Annotated in this window: 10 protein-coding genes, 1 tRNA gene and 1 pseudogene; 9 read left to right on the top strand and 3 right to left on the bottom strand. The window is 67.1% G+C overall.

Going from position 1 to position 19,433, the window contains the following annotated elements:
* Positions 1-56: 56 nt before the first annotated feature.
* The gene (locus Y958_RS18590; protein WP_088873444.1) at positions 57-428 is read right to left on the bottom strand and encodes a hypothetical protein; all 372 of its coding nucleotides are present in this window, start codon (positions 426-428) and stop codon (positions 57-59) included.
* A gap of 259 nt (positions 429-687) precedes the next feature.
* Between Y958_RS18590 and Y958_RS18595 the strand changes: the two genes are divergently transcribed.
* The 7 genes and pseudogenes from Y958_RS18595 (at position 688) to glgX (ending at position 14,016) form a co-directional block, all read left to right on the top strand.
* Positions 688-1,311, top strand: a complete 624-nt coding sequence (locus tag Y958_RS18595) for a TetR/AcrR family transcriptional regulator (protein WP_088873445.1) — start codon at positions 688-690, stop codon at positions 1,309-1,311.
* Positions 1,308-1,859 carry a G/U mismatch-specific DNA glycosylase gene (gene mug, locus Y958_RS18600; RefSeq protein WP_088873446.1) on the top strand — a complete coding sequence of 184 codons (552 nt, stop codon included), beginning with the start codon at positions 1,308-1,310 and terminating at the stop codon, positions 1,857-1,859. Before Y958_RS18595 ends, mug begins: the two co-directional genes overlap by 4 nt.
* A 407-nt stretch (positions 1,860-2,266) precedes the next feature.
* The gene (locus tag Y958_RS18605; RefSeq protein ID WP_088873447.1) at positions 2,267-4,681 is read left to right on the top strand and encodes a glycogen/starch/alpha-glucan phosphorylase; all 2,415 of its coding nucleotides are present in this window, start codon (positions 2,267-2,269) and stop codon (positions 4,679-4,681) included.
* 10 nt (positions 4,682-4,691) lie between these two features.
* On the top strand, positions 4,692-6,911 hold the full coding sequence (gene glgB / locus Y958_RS18610; RefSeq protein ID WP_088873448.1) for a 1,4-alpha-glucan branching protein GlgB: 2,220 nt from the start codon (positions 4,692-4,694) through the stop codon (positions 6,909-6,911).
* Between the two features lie 129 nt (positions 6,912-7,040).
* Positions 7,041-8,270, top strand: a pseudogene (gene glgC / locus Y958_RS18615) (glucose-1-phosphate adenylyltransferase); the annotation flags it as partial.
* Positions 8,271-8,344: 74 nt separating this feature from the next.
* Positions 8,345-9,799 carry a glycogen synthase GlgA gene (glgA, locus tag Y958_RS18620; protein WP_088873449.1) on the top strand — a complete coding sequence of 485 codons (1,455 nt, stop codon included), beginning with the start codon at positions 8,345-8,347 and terminating at the stop codon, positions 9,797-9,799.
* Positions 9,796-14,016, top strand: a complete 4,221-nt coding sequence (glgX, locus tag Y958_RS18625) for a glycogen debranching protein GlgX (protein ID WP_088873450.1) — start codon at positions 9,796-9,798, stop codon at positions 14,014-14,016. The genes glgA and glgX overlap by 4 nt, the downstream gene beginning before the upstream one ends.
* Before the next feature lie 4 nt (positions 14,017-14,020).
* Here the strand turns inward: glgX and Y958_RS18630 are convergent, their stop codons facing one another.
* The gene (locus Y958_RS18630; protein ID WP_088873451.1) at positions 14,021-14,656 is read right to left on the bottom strand and encodes an NUDIX hydrolase; all 636 of its coding nucleotides are present in this window, start codon (positions 14,654-14,656) and stop codon (positions 14,021-14,023) included.
* A gap of 299 nt (positions 14,657-14,955) precedes the next feature.
* Between Y958_RS18630 and Y958_RS18635 the strand changes: the two genes are divergently transcribed.
* A tRNA-Asn gene (locus Y958_RS18635) sits at positions 14,956-15,031 on the top strand.
* 587 nt (positions 15,032-15,618) lie between these two features.
* On the opposite strand, the gene Y958_RS18640 is transcribed toward Y958_RS18635, so the two are convergent.
* A complete protein-coding gene (locus Y958_RS18640) occupies positions 15,619-16,569 on the bottom strand; it encodes a ThuA domain-containing protein (RefSeq protein ID WP_088873452.1) in 951 nt (316 codons plus the stop codon).
* Positions 16,570-16,932: 363 nt separating this feature from the next.
* On the opposite strand from Y958_RS18640, the gene Y958_RS18645 reads away from it, so the two are divergent.
* Positions 16,933-19,266: a TonB-dependent receptor gene (locus Y958_RS18645; protein ID WP_276328594.1), complete on the top strand. Its 2,334-nt coding sequence runs from the start codon at positions 16,933-16,935 to the stop codon at positions 19,264-19,266.
* The last annotated feature ends 167 nt before the right edge of the window (positions 19,267-19,433 follow it).

Consider the following 19,433-nt stretch of genomic DNA (forward strand, 5'->3'; position numbering starts at 1 on the left):
GGATGGTTGATCCGGCAGCCGCGCCCCCTGCCACGGGGACGCGGGCCGGAACCAGGTCAATTGGGGGCCAGGCGGGCCTGGATCAGCGCGCCTTCCAGGTTGGTGGCACAGCGGGCATAGCCCGCGCTGCCGGGCAGCAGGCCGACCTCGGCGCAGGCGGAGCTGCCGCCCGGTGCGCTATGCCGCTCTGCGGGCAAGGCCACAGCCAATGCCTGTTCCAGCGTGCTAACACAGGCGGCATAGTCCACGTCGTTGATCGTCAGGCCCAGCGTCTGGTGGCAGGTGTGCCGGACGGCGGCGGCGTCCCCAACCGCCATCGGCGCGGTGGCCGCCGCGGCGATGGCAGCCGGAGCGCCCAGAACCGCCGCCCCCGCCAGCACGGCGGCAGTGATGTATTTGATCGAATTAGACAAAGTCCGGGTATTCATGGCCTTTACTCCATGGTCGAGTGGGTCGGATTTTCAGTGGGATGATCTTCAGCGTCGCCCATGACGGCGACGGGCAGTCGCCTCAGCCGGGGGGACTGGAGCCGGAATGCCGAGGCGCCGAATGGCGCGTCGGCGGCCCTTCACGTTGCGCGTTCATCATGGAACCTCTTTCAGGAAGGCGGCACTGCGCTGCCCTTGTTTTTGTACTGCTCAGTATATATATCCATCCCAAGACCCGCGTCAAAGGATTTTATGCGATATGGTACAAAAAAAAGATGGCGACGAAGCGAAGCGTCGCGGCCGCCCCCGCGCCTATGACCCGGAGGAGGCCCTTCGGCGGGCGATGGACGCATTCTGGAAAAGCGGCTACTCCGGCACCTCGCTCGATGACCTTTCCGCCGCGACAGGCATGAACCGGCCCAGCCTCTATGCCGCGTTCGGCGACAAGCGCTCGCTCTATCTCAAGGCGTTGGCTTATTATTGGCAGGTCGCCCTGGGCACCATGCGCGCCGATCTTGCCCAGGACAGGCCCTTGGCGGATTCGCTGATGCGGGCCTATGAGGGGGCCCTATCGATCTATTTTTCGGGAGACGATCGCCCACGCGGCTGTTTCGTGGTGGGCACCGCGGTCACGGAAGCGATGGAGGACGCCGAAATCAGAGAAAGCCTGATGACGGGCTTCCTGGAATTCGACGCGGACTTCGAGGCGCGGTTCCGGATGGCGCAGGACAATCGCGAGCTGCGGGAGGGCGCGGACCCGGCCACGCTGGCGACGCTCGCGACCGCGGTGATGCACACCATCGCCATCCGAGCCCGGTCCGGCACCCCTCGCGCCGATCTTGCGGAATTCGCCCGCAAGGCAGTCCGTGCCATTTGCGGATGACGGTGACCCCGACATTGCCGGACGTCCTGGCGCCCGACCTGGACGTCGTCTTCTGCGGCATCAATCCTGGCCTGGCCGCGGCGGCGGCCGGCCACCATTTCCTCGGCCGGGGAAACCGTTTCTGGCGTGTGATCCACCTCGCCGGCTTCACACCGGGGGAAATCAGGCCCGAGAACGACCGGTCGATCTTGCAATACCGGTGTGGACTGACGGCCGTCGTTGATCGCCCAACGGCCCAGGGGGCACAGGTGGCGGTGCGAGAGTTCGTGGCCGCAAGCGCACGGTTCGAACGAAAGATCACGCGTTATGCGCCACGCTTTGTCGCCTTCCTGGGAAAGGCCGCCTATGCCGCTCTGTCCGGCCAGGCCGCCCCCGCGTGGGGCCCTCAGGAGCAACTTTTTGGCGGGGCGATCGTGTGGGTTCTACCGAATCCCAGTGGGCGGAACCGGGCCTTCACCGTCGAACAGTTGGTGAGCGCCTACCGCCGTCTCCATCGGGCGGTGGCCGAAGACCGGCAAAGCGGCATGCCTCTTGCCACCCGGCCATAGGCGCGCCGTCCATCGTGATTCGGCCGCGCTGTCCCTGGCCTCATGCCCCGCCCCCGGTGTCCGCGATGGAACCAGCGGGCGGGGATCGCAGTTGCCACCGCCGAGACCACCGCCCGCGGCCCCTTTTCCGATTTTCCAACAGGGCGTCGCATGGCGGCGCGTCCCCGCAAAATATTGTCATATCAAAGAAGTGACGTGGGCGGGTGGCGGCCTATCTGATGGTGTCGGTCAATATTGCCGCGGTGCAACAGACATGCAAAGCTGATGCGGCGATGTCTTGCTTCGAAAGGAATGACAGCGTGATCGACCAGCCTGTCCCGTCCGTCCCCCCAGAAGACTCCGTCCAGGCAGACCCTGTCCCTATAGCTGATGAGGCGCCGCCGCCGGCGCCCGTGGACCGTGACACGATGCGCGCGGCCATCGTCGCCAAGCTGATGTACGCGGTCGGCAAGAATCCCGAAGTCGCCAGCCAGCGCGACTGGTTCATCGCCACCACCCTGGCGGTGCGCGACCGCATCGTCGACCAGTGGATGGCCTCCACCCGCGCGACCTACGAATCCAAGCGCAAGCGGGTCTATTACCTGTCGCTGGAATTCCTGATCGGCCGCCTGCTGGTCGACGCCCTGATGGAAACCGGCCTGACCGAGCCGGTGCGCCAGGCGCTGGACGACCTGGGCGTGGATCTGGATCAGCTGCGCAAGATCGAGCCGGACGCGGCCTTGGGCAATGGCGGCCTGGGCCGCCTGGCCGCCTGCTTCATGGAAAGCATGGCGACCCTGCAGATCGCGGCCCACGGCTACGGCATCCGCTACGACCACGGCCTGTTCCGCCAGGTGATCAAGGACGGCTGGCAGCGCGAATATCCGGAAAACTGGCTGACCTTCGGCAACCCCTGGGAATTCGAACGGCCCGAGGTCGACTATTCCGTGGGCTTCGGCGGCACCGTGGAGACGGTGGAGGTCAGCGAGGAGATCACCCGGCATTACTGGCGGCCGGAGGAGACGGTGGACGCCATCGCCTTCGACACCCCCGTGCCCGGTTGGCGCGCGCGCCACGTCAACACCCTGCGCCTGTGGTCGGCCCGCGCGCCGGATGCCCTGCGGCTGGACGCCTTCAACCAGGGCGACCACGTCGGCGCCCTGGCCGCCCGCGTGCGGCTGGAGGCCATCTCCAAGGTGCTGTACCCCAGCGACGCCACCCCGGCCGGCCTGGAGCTGCGCCTGCGGCAGGAGTACTTCTTCGTCTCCGCCTCGATGCAGGACATCATCCGCCGCCACAAGCAGCACCATGGCGAGCTGGAACTGCTGCCCGAGAAGGTGGCGATCCAGCTGAACGACACTCACCCGGCCATCGCCATCGCCGAGCTGATGCGCGTGCTGATCGACCTGGAGGATTTCGGCTGGGACGAGGCGTGGGAGATCACCAAGGCCGTCTTCTCCTACACCAACCATACCCTGCTGCCGGAGGCGCTGGAAAGCTGGCCCGTTCCGCTGATGGAACGGTTGCTGCCCCGGCACATGCAGATCATCTACATGATCAACGCCCGCCACCTGGACCTGGTGCGGTCGAAGGGCGAGCATGACGGCGGCGTGCTGTCGGAACTGTCGCTGATCGATGAGAGCCACGGCCGGCGCGTGCGCATGGGCAACCTGGCCTTCATCGGGTCGCACAAGATCAACGGCGTGTCAGCCCTGCATTCCGACCTGGTGCAGCGCACCCTGTTCTACCAGCTGAACCGCTTTTATCCGGGCCGCATCGTCAACAAGACCAACGGCATCACCTTCCGCCGCTGGCTGTTCGAGGCCAACCCCGGCCTGACCGAGCTGCTGGTCGATTGCTGCGGCTCGCGGGTGATGGACGACCCGGCCGCCCTGATCGACTTCGAGAAATACGCCGGCGACGCGGGCGTGGTGGACCGCTTCCGTGCCATCCGGCGAGCCAAGAAGGCCGAGCTGGCCGGACTGATCCGCCGGCGGCTGGACGTGTCGGTCAGCCCCGACGCCCTGTTCGATGTACAGATCAAGCGCATTCACGAGTACAAGCGCCAGCTGCTGAACATCCTGGAGATCGTGGCGCTGTACGACGCCATCCGCGCCAACCCCGGCGGCAACTGGGTGCCGCGGGTGAAGATCTTCGCCGGCAAGGCCGCCGCCAGCTATCACCAGGCCAAGCTGATCATCAAGCTGGCCAACGACGTGGCCCGGCTGGTCAACCGCGACCCGGTGGTGCGCCGCCTGCTGAAGGTGGTGTTCCTGCCCAACTACAACGTCAGCCTGGCGGAGGCCATCATCCCCGCCGCCGACCTGTCGGAGCAGATTTCCACCGCCGGCATGGAGGCGTCGGGCACCGGCAACATGAAGTTGGCGCTGAACGGCGCGCTGACCATCGGCACGCTGGACGGCGCCAATGTCGAGATCAAGGAGCATGTCGGCGACGACAACATCTTCATCTTCGGCCTGACGACGGAGCAGGTGGAGGAACGCCGGCGCAAAGGCATCGACATGAGCGACGTCATCGCCGCCTCCCCCCTGCTGGAGGAGGTGCTGGACGCCGTCGGCGCGGGTGTCTACTCCCCCGGTGAGCCGGGCCGCTTCGGCGACTTGGTGAACAGCGTCCGCCACCACGACTATTTCATGGTGGCCGCCGACTTCGACGCCTATTACGCCGCCCAGCGGGCCGTCGATGCCCGCTGGCAGGACACGGCGGCGTGGTGGCGCTCGGCCATCATCAACACGGCGCACATGGGCTTCTTCTCGTCCGACCGGGCCATCGCCGAATACGCGACAGACATCTGGGGCCTGCCGGCCCCCCGCATGGGTTGAGGGAGGCCTGATGGCGCGGACCAAAGGCGAGGCATCCTGGACCGCTCGGCAGGAGGACATGGACGCCTTGCTGGGCGCCCGGCACGACGATCCCTTCGGCGTGCTGGGGCCCCACGTGTCGGAGCGGGGTGTCACCATACGCGCCTTCGTGCCCGGGGCGGAAACGGTGGAGGCGGCGACCCCCGACGGCACCCTGGTCCTGCCGCTGACCCGTGTGCATGACGCCGGCCTCTTCGAAGGCCGGGCCGGCCGGCGCAAGCGCCCCTTCCGCTACCGCCTGCGCTGCGCCAACGCCGGGGGCGCCTGGGAGTTCGACGACCCCTACAGCTTCGGCCCCCTGTTGGGCCCCATGGACGACTATCTGTTCGCCGAGGGCACGCACAAGCGGCTGTATGAAAAGCTGGGCGCCCATCTCAAGACCCACGAGGGCGTGGACGGCGTGCACTTCGCCGTCTGGGCCCCCAACGCCCGCCGGGTATCGGTGGTGGGCGACTTCAACGGCTGGGACGGCCGGCGCCATCAGATGCGACGGCGGCTGGACAGCGGGGTGTGGGAGATCTTCGCCCCCGGCCTGGGCCAGGGTGCCGTCTACAAGTACGAGATCGTGGGACCCGATGACATCGTACTGCCGCTGAAGGCCGACCCCTTCGGCTTCGCCAGCGAGCTGCGCCCCTCCACCGCCTCCGTCGTCACCCGCACCGACAATTTCACCTGGGCTGACGACGCCCACATGGCGCACCTGAAGACCATGGACGCGCGCCGCTCACCTGTCAGCATCTATGAGGTGCACCTGGGTTCCTGGCGGCGGGGCGACGGCAACCGCTATCTCACCTGGGACGAGCTGGCGGACCAGCTGGTGCCCTATGCCGCCGACATGGGCTTCACCCACCTGGAATTCCTGCCCATCTCGGAATTCCCTTTCGACCCGTCCTGGGGGTACCAGCCCATCGGCCTGTTCGCGCCCACCGCCCGCTTCGGCACGCCTGACGGCTTCGCCCGGCTGGTGGATCGGGCCCATCGGGCGGGCCTGGGCGTGCTGCTGGACTGGGTGCCCGCCCACTTCCCCACCGACGTGCACGGCCTGGCCCGGTTCGACGGCACCGCGCTGTACGAGCATGCCGACCCACGCCAGGGCTTCCATCCCGACTGGAAAACCGCCATCTACAATTTCGGCCGGCATGAGGTGGTGAATTACCTGGCGGCCAACGCACTCTACTGGATTGACCGCTTCCACGTCGACGGCCTGCGCGTCGACGCCGTCGCCTCCATGCTCTACCTCGACTATTCCCGCAAGGACGGGGAGTGGATCCCCAACCGCGAGGGCGGCAACCAGAATCTGGAGGCGGTGGCCTTCCTGCAGGCCGTCAACACCCTGGTCTATGGCGAGCATCCGGGCGCCATGACCGTGGCCGAGGAGTCCACCTCCTGGCCCGGCGTGTCGCAGCCCACCTACGCCGGCGGCCTGGGCTTCGGCTTCAAATGGAACATGGGCTGGATGCACGACACCCTGGAGTACGTGTCCAAGGAGCCGGTCCACCGCAAATGGCACCATGACAAGCTGACCTTCGGCCTGCTCTACGCCTTCTCGGAAAACTTCGTCCTGCCGCTCAGCCATGACGAGGTGGTCTACGGCAAGCGCTCCATCATCGAGAAGATGCCGGGCGACGACTGGCAGAAGTTCGCCACCGCCCGCGCTTACTACGCCTTCATGTGGGGGCATCCTGGCAAGAAGCTGCTGTTCATGGGCCAGGAGTTCGGCCAGCGTGCCGAATGGAATTTCCAGCAGAGCCTGGACTGGCACCTGCTCGCCTATCCGGCGCATGAGGGCCTGCGCCGCCTGGTGCGCGACCTGAACGCCGGCTACCGCCGCGAACGTGCGCTGTATGAGACCGATTGCGTGCCCGAGGGCTTCCGCTGGATCGTCGCCGACGACAAGGACCAGTCGGTGTTCGCCTTCCTGCGCCTCGGGGGCGAGGGGGCGCGGCCCGTGGCCGTGGTGTGCAACTTCACCCCCGTGCCGCGGCCGAACTACCGGGTGGGACTGCCCGCGGCGGGCCGATGGCTGGAGATCCTCAATACCGATGCCGGCGGCTATGGCGGCACCGGGATGGGCAACCTGGGGGCGGTGACGGCCACGGACCAGCCTGCGCACGGCCTGCCGGCCTCGGCGGTGGTGACCTTGCCGCCCTTGACCACCCTATGGCTGGCCCTTGACGAGCATCAAAGCTAAGTGACGGGCAATACTTGATAATTTCAGGCGGCGCGAACAGCCGCCCCAGGGAGGAAGAACGTGACAGGACCCGCGAAGCGTTTCAATAGGGCAACCAGCGATCGTCACGCCGGCCGCGGTCCCCTCGCCCGACACGCCATGGCCTATGTGCTGGCGGGCGGGCGCGGGTCGCGCCTGATGGAATTGACCGACCGACGGGCCAAGCCGGCGGTCTATTTCGGCGGCAAGTCGCGCATCATCGACTTCGCCCTGTCCAACGCCCTGAACTCCGGCATCCGCCGCATCGGCGTCGCCACGCAGTACAAGGCGCACAGCCTGATCCGGCATCTGCAGCACGGCTGGAACTTCTTCCGCCCGGAACGGAACGAGAGCTTCGACATTTTGCCCGCGTCCCAGCGCGTGTCGGAAGAGCACTGGTATGAGGGCACGGCCGACGCCGTCTACCAAAACCTGGACATCATCCAGGACTATGAGCCCCGCTACATGGTCATCCTGGCCGGCGACCACATCTATAAGATGGACTACGAGTTGATGCTGCAGCAGCACGTCGACTCCGGCGCCGACGTCACCGTGGGCTGCCTTGAGGTCAGCAAGGAAGAGGCCAAGGGCTTCGGCGTCATGCATGTGGATGCGGAAGACCGCATCATCTCCTTCGTGGAGAAGCCCAAGGATCCGCCCACCATGCCGGGGTCCACGGACCGCTGCCTGGCCTCCATGGGCATCTATGTCTTCAACACCGAGTTCCTGTTCGACCAGTTGCGCCGCGACGCCGCCACGCCGGGATCCAGCCGCGATTTCGGCAAGGACATCATTCCCTACATCGTGAAGCACGGGAAGGCGGTGGCCCACCACTTCTCCCGCTCCTGCGTGCGCTCCAGCTCCGAGGCCCAGCCCTACTGGCGTGACGTCGGCACGGTGGATGCCTATGCCGAGGCCAATCTGGACCTGACCGACCTGGTGCCGGGCCTCGATCTCTACGACCAGGACTGGCCCATCTGGACCTACAGCGAGATCACGCCACCCGCCAAGTTCGTCCATGACGAGGAGGGCCGGCGCGGCCAAGCCATCTCCTCCCTGGTGTCGGGTGGCTGCATCGTCTCCGGCGCGTCGCTGAAGCGGGCGCTGCTGTTCACCGGGGTGCGCATCAATTCCTTCTCCTCCGTGGAAAACGCCGTGCTGCTGCCCTATGTCGATGTCGCCCGGTCGGCCCGGCTGACCAATGTCGTCGTCGACCGCGGCGTCCACATCCCCACCGGCCTGGTGGTGGGCGAGGATCCGGAGGAAGACGCGCGCCGCTTCCGGCGCAGCGCCAGCGGCACCTGCCTCATCACCCAAGCCATGATCGACCGCCTGGCCTGATTTGCCTGCCCTTATCGCTGCCCTGATCGCCTGCCCTGAACGCCTGCCCTGAACGCCTGAAGGACTGATGCCCCATGCCGATTTCCGTGCTCTCGGTCGCCTCGGAGGTGTTTCCCCTGATCAAGACCGGGGGGCTGGCGGATGTGGTGGGGGCCTTGCCCGGGGCGCTGGCGGCCGAGGACGTGGCCGTCACCACCCTGGTGCCGGGCTACCCCGCCGTGACCGAGGCCTTGCAGGACGGGCGGGAGGTGCATGCCTTCGCCGAGCTGTTCGGCGGGCCGGCACGGCTGGTGGCCGGCACGGCCCACGGCCTGGACCTGATCGTGGTGGACGCTCCGCACCTGTATGCCCGGTCGGGCAACCCCTACATCGGCCCGGACGGGCGCGATTGGCAGGACAACCCCCTGCGCTTCGCGGCACTGGCCCGCGCCGCGGCGGAGGTCGGCCTGGGCCGGGGCGGCGTGCCCCAGCCCGACGTCGTCCACGCCCATGACTGGCAGGCCGGCCTGACCCCAGCCTACCTGGTCTATGACGGCTGGCAGCGGCCGGCCACGGTGATGACGGTGCACAACTTGGCCTTCCAGGGCCAGTTCGAGGCGACGCTGCTGCCCCGCCTGGGCCTGCCGGCGCATGCCTTCAATATGGAGGGCGTCGAGTATTACGGCGCGGTGGGCTATTTGAAGGCTGGGCTGCAGCTGGCCGACCGCATCACCACCGTGTCCCCCACCTACGCCCAGGAGATCCGCGGCCCCGACGCCGGCATGGGGCTGGACGGCCTGCTGCGCGCCCGGGCGGGGCAATTGAGCGGCATCATCAACGGCGTCGATACCGCCATCTGGGACCCGGCCGCCGACCCCTTCCTGCCCGCCCCCTTCTCGCCCAGGCAGATGAAGGGCCGTGCCACCGCCAAGGCGGCCCTGCAGGAACGGTTCGGCCTCGCCACCAACCCCAACGCCCTGCTGTTCGGCGTGGTCAGCCGCCTGTCCTGGCAGAAGGGCCTGGATCTGCTGCTGGAGGCCATCCCCACCCTGATCGCCGCCGGCGGCCAGCTGGTGCTGCTGGGCGCCGGAGAAGCGGCGCTGGAGCGCGGCTACCGCAACGCCGCCGCGGCCCACCCCGGCCGCATCGGCTGCGTCATCGGTTATGACGAGCCGCTGGCCCATCTGATCCAGGCGGGGGCGGAGGCGCTGATCGTGCCCTCGCGGTTCGAGCCCTGCGGCCTGACCCAGTTGTACGCCCTGCGTTATGGCGCCATCCCCGTCGTCTCCAGCGTCGGCGGCCTGGCCGACACCGTCATCGATGCCAACGAGATGGCGCTCGCCAGCGGCGTGGGCACGGGCCTGCGCTTCCAGCCGACCACCACCCTGGCGCTGGAGGGGGCCATCCAGCGCGCGGCCGCCCTGCATGCCGACCAGACTGTGTGGAAGCGCCTGCGCCGCAACGCCATGGCCACCGACGTGTCCTGGACCAACCCGGCCCGCCGCTACGCCGCCCTGTATCGCGATCTGGTGGGGAATCGCACACCGTGAGCGTCCGCCGCCTCGCCGATGGCCCCGGCACCCCCGAACCGCTGGGCGTCACCCTGACGGCGCATGGCATCAATGTCGCCGTCCATTCCGCCCACGCCACCGCCATCGAGCTGTGCCTGTTCGACGCGGGGACCGCAGGCGAGGCGCCGACCGAGTCCGTCCGCGTCGCCCTGATGGAGCGGACCGGCGACGTCTTCCACGGCTTCGTGCGCGGCGTCCGCGCGGGGCAGCGCTATGGCCTGCGGGCCCATGGCCCCTTCGATCCGCGCGCCGGCCACCGCTTCAACCCGGCCAAGCTGCTGCTGGACCCGCACGCCACCCGGCTGGACGGGCCTTTCCTGCCCCACCCCGCCCAGTTCGGCCACAAGCCGGGGGAGCCGGACGCCGACTTGGCCGCCGACACGGTGGACAGCGCCCCCTTCGTGCCCAAGGCGGTGGTGGAGGGGCCGTTCGATCCCGGCCCGGTGACGCGCCCCCGCGTGCCCTGGGGCCGCACCGTGATCTACGAATGCCACCTGAAGGGCTACACCGCCCTGCACCCCGAGGTGCCGGAGGAACTGCGCGGCACCTTCGCCGGGCTGGGCCATCCGGCGGCGGTCGATTACCTGAAGCGGCTGGGCGTCACCACGCTGGAAATCCTGCCGGCCATGGCCTGGGCGGATGAGCGCCACCTGGCGCCCCTGGGTCTCCGCAACGCCTGGGGCTACAACCCCATCGCCTTTTGTGCCCCCGATCCCCGCCTGGCGCCGGGCGGCTGGGCGGAGGTGCGCGCCGCCGTGGCAGCATTGCATGCAGCCGGCATCGAGGTCATCCTGGACGTGGTGCTGAACCACTCCGCCGAATCCGACGAACTGGGTCCCACCCTCAGCCTGCGCGGCCTGGACAACGCCAGCTACTATCGCCTGCGCCCCGATGATCGCCGCTATTACGTGAACGACACCGGCTGCGGCAACACCCTGCCCGTCGAGCGGCCGGTCCTGATGCGCCTGGCGCTGGACGCGCTGCGCACCTGGGCGACCCGCGCTGGGCTGGACGGCTTCCGCTTCGACCTGGCCGCCACCCTGGGGCGGACCGACAGCGGATTCGACCCCGATGGCGCCTTCCTATCCGCCCTGTCCCAGGATCCGCTGCTACGCGACCTGAAGCTGATCGCGGAGCCGTGGGACATCGGCCCCGGCGGCTACCATCCCGGCGGCTTCCCCGCCGGCTGGGGCGAATGGAACGACCGCTTCCGCGACGACATGCGCCACTTCTGGCGGGGCGACGGCCACAAGCTGGGGGCACTGGCCACGCGGCTGGCGGGGTCCGCCGACCTGTTCGGGGCCAAGCGCCGCCCCTCGCGCAGCGTCAACTTCATCGTCGCCCATGACGGCTTCAGCCTGGCCGATTTGGTGAGCTACCAAGGCAAGCACAATGAGGCGAATGGTGAGCACAACCGCGACGGCACGGACGACAACGCCAGCTGGAACCATGGGGTGGAGGGGCCCAGCGACGATCCGGCCGTGACCGCCGCCCGCCGCCGTGACATGCGGGCCCTGATCGCCACGCTGATGGTGGCGCGGGGCACGCCCATGCTGGGCATGGGGGCGGAGGCGGGACGCACGCAGGACGGCAACAACAACGCCTACGCCCAGGACAACCGCCTGAACTGGCTGGACCATGGCGCCGTCGACGCCGGCCTGTACGATTTCACCCGCCGCGCCATCGCCCTGCGGCAGGCGCACCCGGCCTTGCGCACCGACCATTTCCTGACCGGCGATCCCAATGCCGCCGGCGTGCCCGACGTGGAATGGCTGCGCGCCGATGGACAGGCGCTGGCCGGCGGTGACTGGGATGGCGAGGGGCCGCTGGTCGCGGTCTTCGCCGCACCGGCCGAGACGGGCGACATCGACCGTGTGGCCGTCATCGTCAACCGCGCCTGGGAGGCACGGACCGTCACCCCGCCCTGGAACCGCGCCGGCCATGGCTGGCGCCAAGTGCTGGACAGCGGTGCCGGGGAAGAGTGCGATGGGGCCGACACCCCCGTCGACGGGCCCTTCCCCGTGGGACTGCGTAGCGTCATCGTCCTGGCCGAGCAGCCGGCCGACGAAGGCCGCCGGCGGTCCCCGCCCACGGCCGACCTGCTGGACCGCTACGCCCGCGCCGCCGGCATCGCGCCGGACTGGTGGGATGAGATGGGTGGCCACCACCCCGTGCCCGACCAGACCAAGCGCGCGCTGCTGGGCGCCATGGGCCTGGACGCGGAAACCCTGGGCGCCGTCCGCGACGGGCTGGAACGGCTGTCCGAAGAGGGACCGTTCCGCCCCCTGCCCCGCACCGTGGTGGGCACGGCGGGGCAAGCGCTGCGCCTGGTCGTTCCCCTGGCCGACACCCCAGCGCTGGACCTGGCGCTGCGGCTGGAGGATGGGACGGCCCGCGTGCTGAAGGTGGCGCTGGATGGCCGGCGCCTGCCCGTCACCGCCCCAGACGGGCGCCGGTGCACGGTGGTGGAGGTGACGTTGGACGCCTTGCCGGCGGGCGTGCACCGGCTCTGCCTGGCCAACCGGCCGGAGATCGCCGCCACCTTGGTGGTCGCCCCACCCCGCGCCCACCTGCCGCAGGCCTTGGCCGGCGCGCCGCGCTTCGGCATCGGCGCCCATCTTTATGCCTTGCGGCGCGCGGGCGACCAGGGCATGGGCGACTTCACCACCCTGGCGCGGCTGGGTGCCGGCGCCGGGGCGCTGGGCGCCGGCACCGTCGGCATCAACCCCCTGCACGCGTTGTTCAACGGTGACCGCGACCGCGCCAGTCCCTACCAGCCGTCCGATCGCCGTTTCCTGGACCCCCTCTACATCGACCTGGCCGCCCTGGGCGATGCCGATCCGGCGGGCGCCGCCGCCGTCCTGATGGCGGCCGAAGGGGCGGCGTTGGACCAGCTGTCGGCCCGGCGCGCCATCGACTACCCGGGGGTGTGGGCCCTGAAGCGCCAGGCCCTGGCCGCCGCCCATGCCGGCTTCCGCGACCTGACACGGCGGCAGCCAGACCACCCGGTGGTGGGTGAACTGGCCACCTTCGTCCGCGCCGGCGGCGAAAGCTTGCAGCGCTTCGCCCGGTTCCAGGCCTTGGCCGAGATCCACGCCGGCCCCTGGACGCATTGGCCCGAGAAGGCGCGTTTGACGGACGCCCCCGTCGCCTCGGAAGGCCTGGACTTCCCCCTCTGGCTGCAATGGCTGGCCGACCGCCAACTGGCCGCCGCCGACCGGGCCGCGCGTCAGGGCGGGCTGGCGCTGGGCTTCTACCGCGACCTGGCGGTGGGGGCCGCCTTCGACGGGGCCGAGACCTGGGGGAACAGGGCGGAATTCGCGCTGGACGCCTCCATCGGCGCGCCGCCGGACCTGTTCTCGGCCGAGGGGCAGGTGTGGAACCTGCCGCCGCCCAATCCCCTGGCGCAGGAGGCCAATGCCGGCGCCGCCTTCGCGGAGTTGCTGGCCGCCAACATGCGCCATGCCGGCCTGCTGCGCATCGACCACGTCATGGGCCTGAAACGCCTGTTCTGGGTGCCCAAGGGCGCCGCCGGCCGCGACGGCGCCTATGTGGCCGCCCCGTTCGACCTGCTGCTGGCGCGCACGCTGCTGGAAAGCCAGCGGGCCGGCGTGGCCGTGGTGGGGGAGGATCTGGGCACCGTGCCCGAGGGCTTCCGCGAACGGCTGGGCGACGCCGGCATCCTGTCCTACCGCGTGCTGTGGTTCGAGCGCGAGGGGGAGCGCTTCCGCGACCCGGCGCGCTGGCCGGCCAATGCCGCCGCCTGCGTTTCCACCCACGACCTGCCCACCCTGGCCGGCTGGTGGATGGCGGCCGACATCGCCGAAAAGCACACTCTGGGCTTGCTGGACGACACGGCCGACGCGCAGGCCCGGGCCGCCCGGCGGGAGGAGAAGCGCGGCCTGTTGGACCAGCTGGTGGGCGCGGGCCTGCTGACCGACGGCGGGGATCTGGACGGAGAGCTGGACGACACCCTGGCCGCGGCCATCCACGCCTTCGTCGCGGCGGCGCCATCGACCCTGATGCTGGCACAGGTTGACGACCTGGCCGGCGAGGTGGACGCAGTGAACCTGCCGGGCACCGACCGGGAGCGGCCGAACTGGCGCCGCCGCCTGGCCCCGGACGTGAACACACTGCTGTCCACCAGCCGCAGCCGCGCCATCATGGCGGCGGTGGCGCAGGGACGGCAGCAGTAGGCCGCTATCCGGCGAACCCGGCCGCCACCAGGGGCGCCAGGTCGGGCGGCAATGTGCCTTCCAGGTGCATGAGGCGGACCCGCAGCAGGGCGGCTATGGTCATGGCGTCCAGAATCTCGCCCGACAGCGCCATGTCCAGCGCCGCGCGCAGGGGCAGGCGGCGGATGGTCAGCTGCTCCGTCTCGTCCGGCGCCACCGGCACCTCGGTCAGGTCCCAGGCCAGGTAAAGATGGGCGTGCTCGTTACCAATGCTGTTGGACATGTCCATGCGCTGGATCTCCAGCCAGCGGCCGGCGCGCAAGCCCGCCTCCTCCCGCAGTTCCTCGGCGGCGCCGGCCAGGGGCCCGACCGCCTTGGGACCCGCCAAGGGTATGCCGCCCTCCACCATTTCCCAGCTGTAGCGGCCGGCGCCGAAGCGCCACTGGCCGACCAGCCAGGTGTCGCCGTTGGCGGCCACGGGCAGGACGCCCACCGCCACGGTGGCGAACTCCACCGTGCCGAAGATACCGGGGCGGCCATCTGGGCGCAGGACCTCGTGATGGAACACCCGCAGCCACGGGTTTTCATACCGCAGGTCGCGCGACAGCACGGTCCAGGGATTCTTCTGGGACGATGGCGGCGTGCGGGCGGGGTCGGACATGGGCTTCCGGATTCCTGACGGGGCGTGAGCCCTAGAGATACGGGAAACGGCGCCGAGGTTCACGCCCTATCCGGCGACGCGCATCATCCATTGCTTCGGCTATCACCCACAACGGACTGTTTTCCAAGCTTTTCCCGGAGGAGCCACCCCGCTTCCAACCCTCTCCATCCGGGGTCCGTCATATTTTTTTCGATTTTGCCAAACAAAGGGGTTCCCATCCCAAAAACGCTTTGCTATATCACCGCCCACCGCAGCGCCGCTGACTGATCGGTCAGACGAAAACGAAGCAGGCGCGCTGATCCCAGGTAGCTCAGCCGGTAGAGCAGGTGGCTGTTAACCACCGGGTCGGGGGTTCGAGTCCCTCCCTGGGAGCCAATAGGGCCCCCGGAACCGCAAGGTTCCGGGGGTTTTTCCTTGCCTAACGGGTTGCCATCCCCTTGATCTACAAGAGACTCTGGGCGCGTCGTCGCACCGGGTCGTAGGCGAGCGCAGGTGGTCCAACGAGGGTCGCTGTACGAAATTGTTGGTATCCTGGCTGTACCGACGTCGCCGCGTTGGTATCCTTGGCTGTCACTGGACAGGTGATGACCATGACCTTTAACGACTTGAAATGTCGCGTGGTTCGGCCCACCGGCAAGCTCAAGAAGTTTTCGGGGAGCGGCGGTCTGTAAATCATCAAGATAAATGACCCTGCTGATTTCAATAAGATCAGATGGTTGCTCTTTTTTACTTCTTCAACTGCCTTGTACGTTGCCTCACCTTTCCCAACAGGCCCACTTCGACACCGGTTCACACCTGGCGGAGAGATCGACGGGGCTTCCTGGAACAACGCCTGGGCGGGGTCTATCGCGACGACCTGGCCCTCCCGCTTGAGCTGGTGTCAGACCTTGCGTACGCCATGGACGGCCGGCCTGCGCGCATAAGTATGCCCAACCCCTAGATCTGAAGAGGTTGGGCACCATTCAGTGGGTCGGAAAGTCCTTGGCCTCTTCCAGTACCGGCAGCGTGACGGCACCACTGGCGGCCCATTCGGTTCCCCGGAGCATCAAAGTCTGCAACCCTGCGAAATGCAGTGAAACCTCGTCGTGCCCCAGCGTGATCGAGAAGACGCGCCCCTTGCCATAGTCCGCCGTCCAGACCTGTGGATGGTCGGCGTCCATGCCCTTCATCGCCTTGAGCTTATCAGGCGTATAGGCCGCGACTGGATATTTCGGTCCGGCCAGTTCGGGGGCGTAGCTGGCCGAGGAATCGTGGGCCGTGGCCAACACGTGGATCTTCGCCTCGGGATCCATCTGCATGTTGGTGTACATGTCGTCGTTGTACGTCCAGATATATTCCCGCATCCCCTGGGTGATGGGATTGGTGCGATCGACGATGTGGACCGGGAAGGCACCGGGCGGCGACCGGCGGCTGTCATGCGGAGTCATCACCGCGCCGATCAGCTTCCGATATTCTGGAATGTCTCGGCCCCAGGTGAACGACGAGTGATAGGCGACCAAGCCGCCGCCCTGGCGCACATAGTCATAGAGGGCTTTGAACGCTTGGTCGGACCAGATGTGCTGTGAGGCGTCTGCGTAATTCCACCGGCTTGAATAGTTCAGCAGCACGACATCGTAGGCCTTGAGCATTTCCAGCGTGCCATGGTCGAAGTCCTCCGTCACTCGGACATCGAAGCGGCCGGTGTCCTGCATCAGGGTGCGCAGCATGTTGTTCACGCCGGTCCAGTCATGCTCATAGCTGTTTTGACCGCTGATAATCAGCACCTTGAGGCGCTTTTCCGCCGGGTTTACCGGGATGGCCACGCGCTGCACGGTTTCAGGGGGCCGATAGTTGATCGTCACGATGACTTGCGCGCTGGCGGTCGTCGCCACCATCGTCAGCGCCGCGATCTTCAGAACCTTACCTACATTCATGATTTTTCCTCCCAGAAATGTTGATTGTCTCACCGTCAGGGTGCCTACGACGATTCCAAGCTACCCGCCCGCCATGGGTTCAACAATATAGAATTAACGTTCTTATTATATTGTAAGGATACTACAGGCGCCAGCCTGGTTTTAAATGGGCGAGCCGTGCCTAACCGGCTGAATGGACACATTTTTGCGTGTCATAAGGGGCTAAGAGGCCTTAAATCGCATTCCTGTCAAACAGGAATGCGGAAGCCATTGACAGAACGCTTCAGACTTTAGAAATTAGAATTCTAATTTTATGGTTCGGAAAGCGCATTGCTGTCGGACCATCGCGCCAAAAAAAACAGGGAGGGATTACCTATGTCGAAAATGTTCCTGAGAGGCATTCTTCTGATCGGCGCGTGTGGCTGCGCCCTGAACACGGCCGCCCGCGCACAGAGCGTGCCGACGGCCGACAGCGATATTCTTCAAGAAGTGATCGTCACCGCGCAGCACCGTGCGGAGAACGTGCAGGATGTTCCGATTGCCATGTCCGTGGTTTCGGGTGAGGCGCTGGCACAGAAGGGCGTGACCGATTTTACGTCGATGCAGAAGCTGGCGCCGTCGCTCAACATCACCAACGACACCAACAATACCCGCGTCAGCGTGCGCGGCATCGGTACGCTCAGTAATAACGAAGCCCAGGACCAGTCCATCGCCGTCAATATCGATGGCGAATACATCAACCGCCCCACCATTCTGAACGCCGCGATCTTCGACGTCGACCGCGTGGAGGTGTTGCGCGGCCCCCAGGGCACGCTCTATGGACGGAACACCACGGGCGGCGCCGTGAACTTCATTACGCGCAAGCCCGGTGATACTTGGGGCGGGAACGCGGCGGTGACCTACGGCAACTACGACCAGGTCATTGTCGAGGGCGGCATCGACATCCCGCTGGGTACCGTGGGCGGTCTGCGCATCTCTGGCGTCCACCGCTCGCACGACGGCTATGACGAGCATACCAATACGCCATTCAGCCCGACCTCGGCGTATATCCCCAGCAACGCCAACCGCAGCGACACCGACGACACCAACGCTGGCCGTGTCACGTTGGTCCTGAAGCCGGTGGAGGGCTTGACCGTCCAGGCGGCGGTGGAGCGCATCGTGCAGGACGTCATCCCGGCCTCCCAGGCCTGGGCCGACATGACCAGCGCGCAGAACAATCCCGGCACCAGCACCACCACCTGTGGCAACGGCTGGGTATCGGCGGGCACTGCGGGCGGCAGTGTGGCCTGCATCCCGCAGAACACCCATGCCCTGTCCGGCATCAATCGCCATACCTATGATTCACCGCTGATGGGCGTGGGTTGGCTGCAACAGCATTCCACCGCGGCGCGCGGACAGATCGCCTATGATTTCGGGCCGGCCACGGTGACCTACACCGGCGGCTACCGCACCACGTCAGACACCAACGTGCTGACCTTAGCACCTGCCTTCCTCTTCACGCACTACAACGAAACGGTGGAAACCCAGAGCCACGAGTTGCGTTTCAATGGCGTGTGGGACGGCGTGCTGTGGCAGGGCGGCGCCTTCTATTTCCGTGAGTTGCAAGCCACGAACGGCGGCCTCTACACACCCTTCGTCGGCGACAAGGGCTCCTACGTGAACTACTTCCAGCACCCGACCGACAGCCGCAGTTGGTCCGGCTTCGGGCAGGTCGAGGTGCCGCTTTTCGATGCGCTGACCGCCGTGGTCGGCGGCCGCTACACGTCGGATGTGCGTACGGCCACCTTCGCGAATTTCAATCCATTCTACTATGTCTTCTCCGGCGGCACCGGCGCCTACAACACCGGCCCAACGGACCTGTCCGGCGTCGCCAGCTCGATCGGCGCCAGCCGGCTGCCGCTGCATTACGAAGGCAGCAAGTTCACCTGGCTGGCTGGCCTGAACTACAAGCTGGACGCTGACACACTGATCTACGGCAAGGTTTCGACCGGCTTCAAGGCCGGCGGCTTCGACGGGACGGGAAATTCGTTCCGGCCGGAGACCAACACGGCGTACGAGGGCGGCGTGAAGCTGACGCGCGGCGACAACAGCCAGTACACGCTGGACGTCGCCGGCTTCTATTACGACTACAAGGACCTGCAGAACGACGTGCTGCTCAATCCCGCCGCCGGCGCACAGACCTTCAATGCCGGCAAGGCGACCATCTATGGCATCGAAGTGGAGGGCAAGGTGCGGCCGACCCGCGACGACACCATCTCCGCCTCGGTGAACTGGCTGCACGCAACATACGACAAATTTCTCGGCAGTGTCAGTTATTACAATGAATCAGGTACCGAGGCGCCGACCATCGACTTGTCCGGCAATCGCCTTCCCCAGGCGCCCGAATGGGTGCTGACATTGGGCTACGACCACGTCTTCCATCTCGGCACTGCCGGCAGCCTTACGGCGTCGGCCTATACGCGATATAAGGGTGACTACTATCTCGATTTCTACAATTACAACGACTCCCATCAAGTCGGGCATACCGAGACCGACCTGAGCGTGACTTACAAGCCTGAGAGCAAGGCCTACAGCGTTCAGCTGTATGTGCACAATCTGGAGGACTACCGGTCCCTCGCCTACGCCGGTAACGTCGTCGTCCCCGGCCAAGCGAATATCTGGAACTGGCAGTTCGGCCCGCCGCGTACCTTCGGTGTCCGCGCATCGGCCGACTGGTAAGCAATCCCTCCCGTTGCTCCCGGTCCTCTTCTCACCCGGCGCCGCCCTCCCTGCGGCGCCGGGCTTTCTTTTTTGGCCGGGACGCGTTGGCGGCAGCTGGTGAAACGTGCCTGCGTCGCCGCCACTGTGAACCGACATCGAAGTGGACCTCTTGGGAGCAGCGAGGC

The organism is Nitrospirillum viridazoti CBAmc (assembly GCF_000730165.1).
Classification (GTDB): Bacteria; Pseudomonadota; Alphaproteobacteria; order Azospirillales; family Azospirillaceae; genus Nitrospirillum; species Nitrospirillum viridazoti.

Coding starts and splice junctions, on each gene's coding strand:
- Y958_RS18590 (WP_088873444.1), bottom strand. CDS start 428: ATGAATACCCGGACTTTGTCTAATTCGATCAAATACATCACTGCCGCC.
- Y958_RS18595 (WP_088873445.1), top strand. CDS start 688: ATGGTACAAAAAAAAGATGGCGACGAAGCGAAGCGTCGCGGCCGCCCC.
- mug (WP_088873446.1), top strand. CDS start 1,308: ATGACGGTGACCCCGACATTGCCGGACGTCCTGGCGCCCGACCTGGAC.
- Y958_RS18605 (WP_088873447.1), top strand. CDS start 2,267: ATGCGCGCGGCCATCGTCGCCAAGCTGATGTACGCGGTCGGCAAGAAT.
- glgB (WP_088873448.1), top strand. CDS start 4,692: ATGGCGCGGACCAAAGGCGAGGCATCCTGGACCGCTCGGCAGGAGGAC.
- glgA (WP_088873449.1), top strand. CDS start 8,345: ATGCCGATTTCCGTGCTCTCGGTCGCCTCGGAGGTGTTTCCCCTGATC.
- Y958_RS18630 (WP_088873451.1), bottom strand. CDS start 14,656: ATGTCCGACCCCGCCCGCACGCCGCCATCGTCCCAGAAGAATCCCTGG.
- Y958_RS18640 (WP_088873452.1), bottom strand. CDS start 16,569: ATGAATGTAGGTAAGGTTCTGAAGATCGCGGCGCTGACGATGGTGGCG.
- Y958_RS18645 (WP_276328594.1), top strand. CDS start 16,933: ATGTTCCTGAGAGGCATTCTTCTGATCGGCGCGTGTGGCTGCGCCCTG.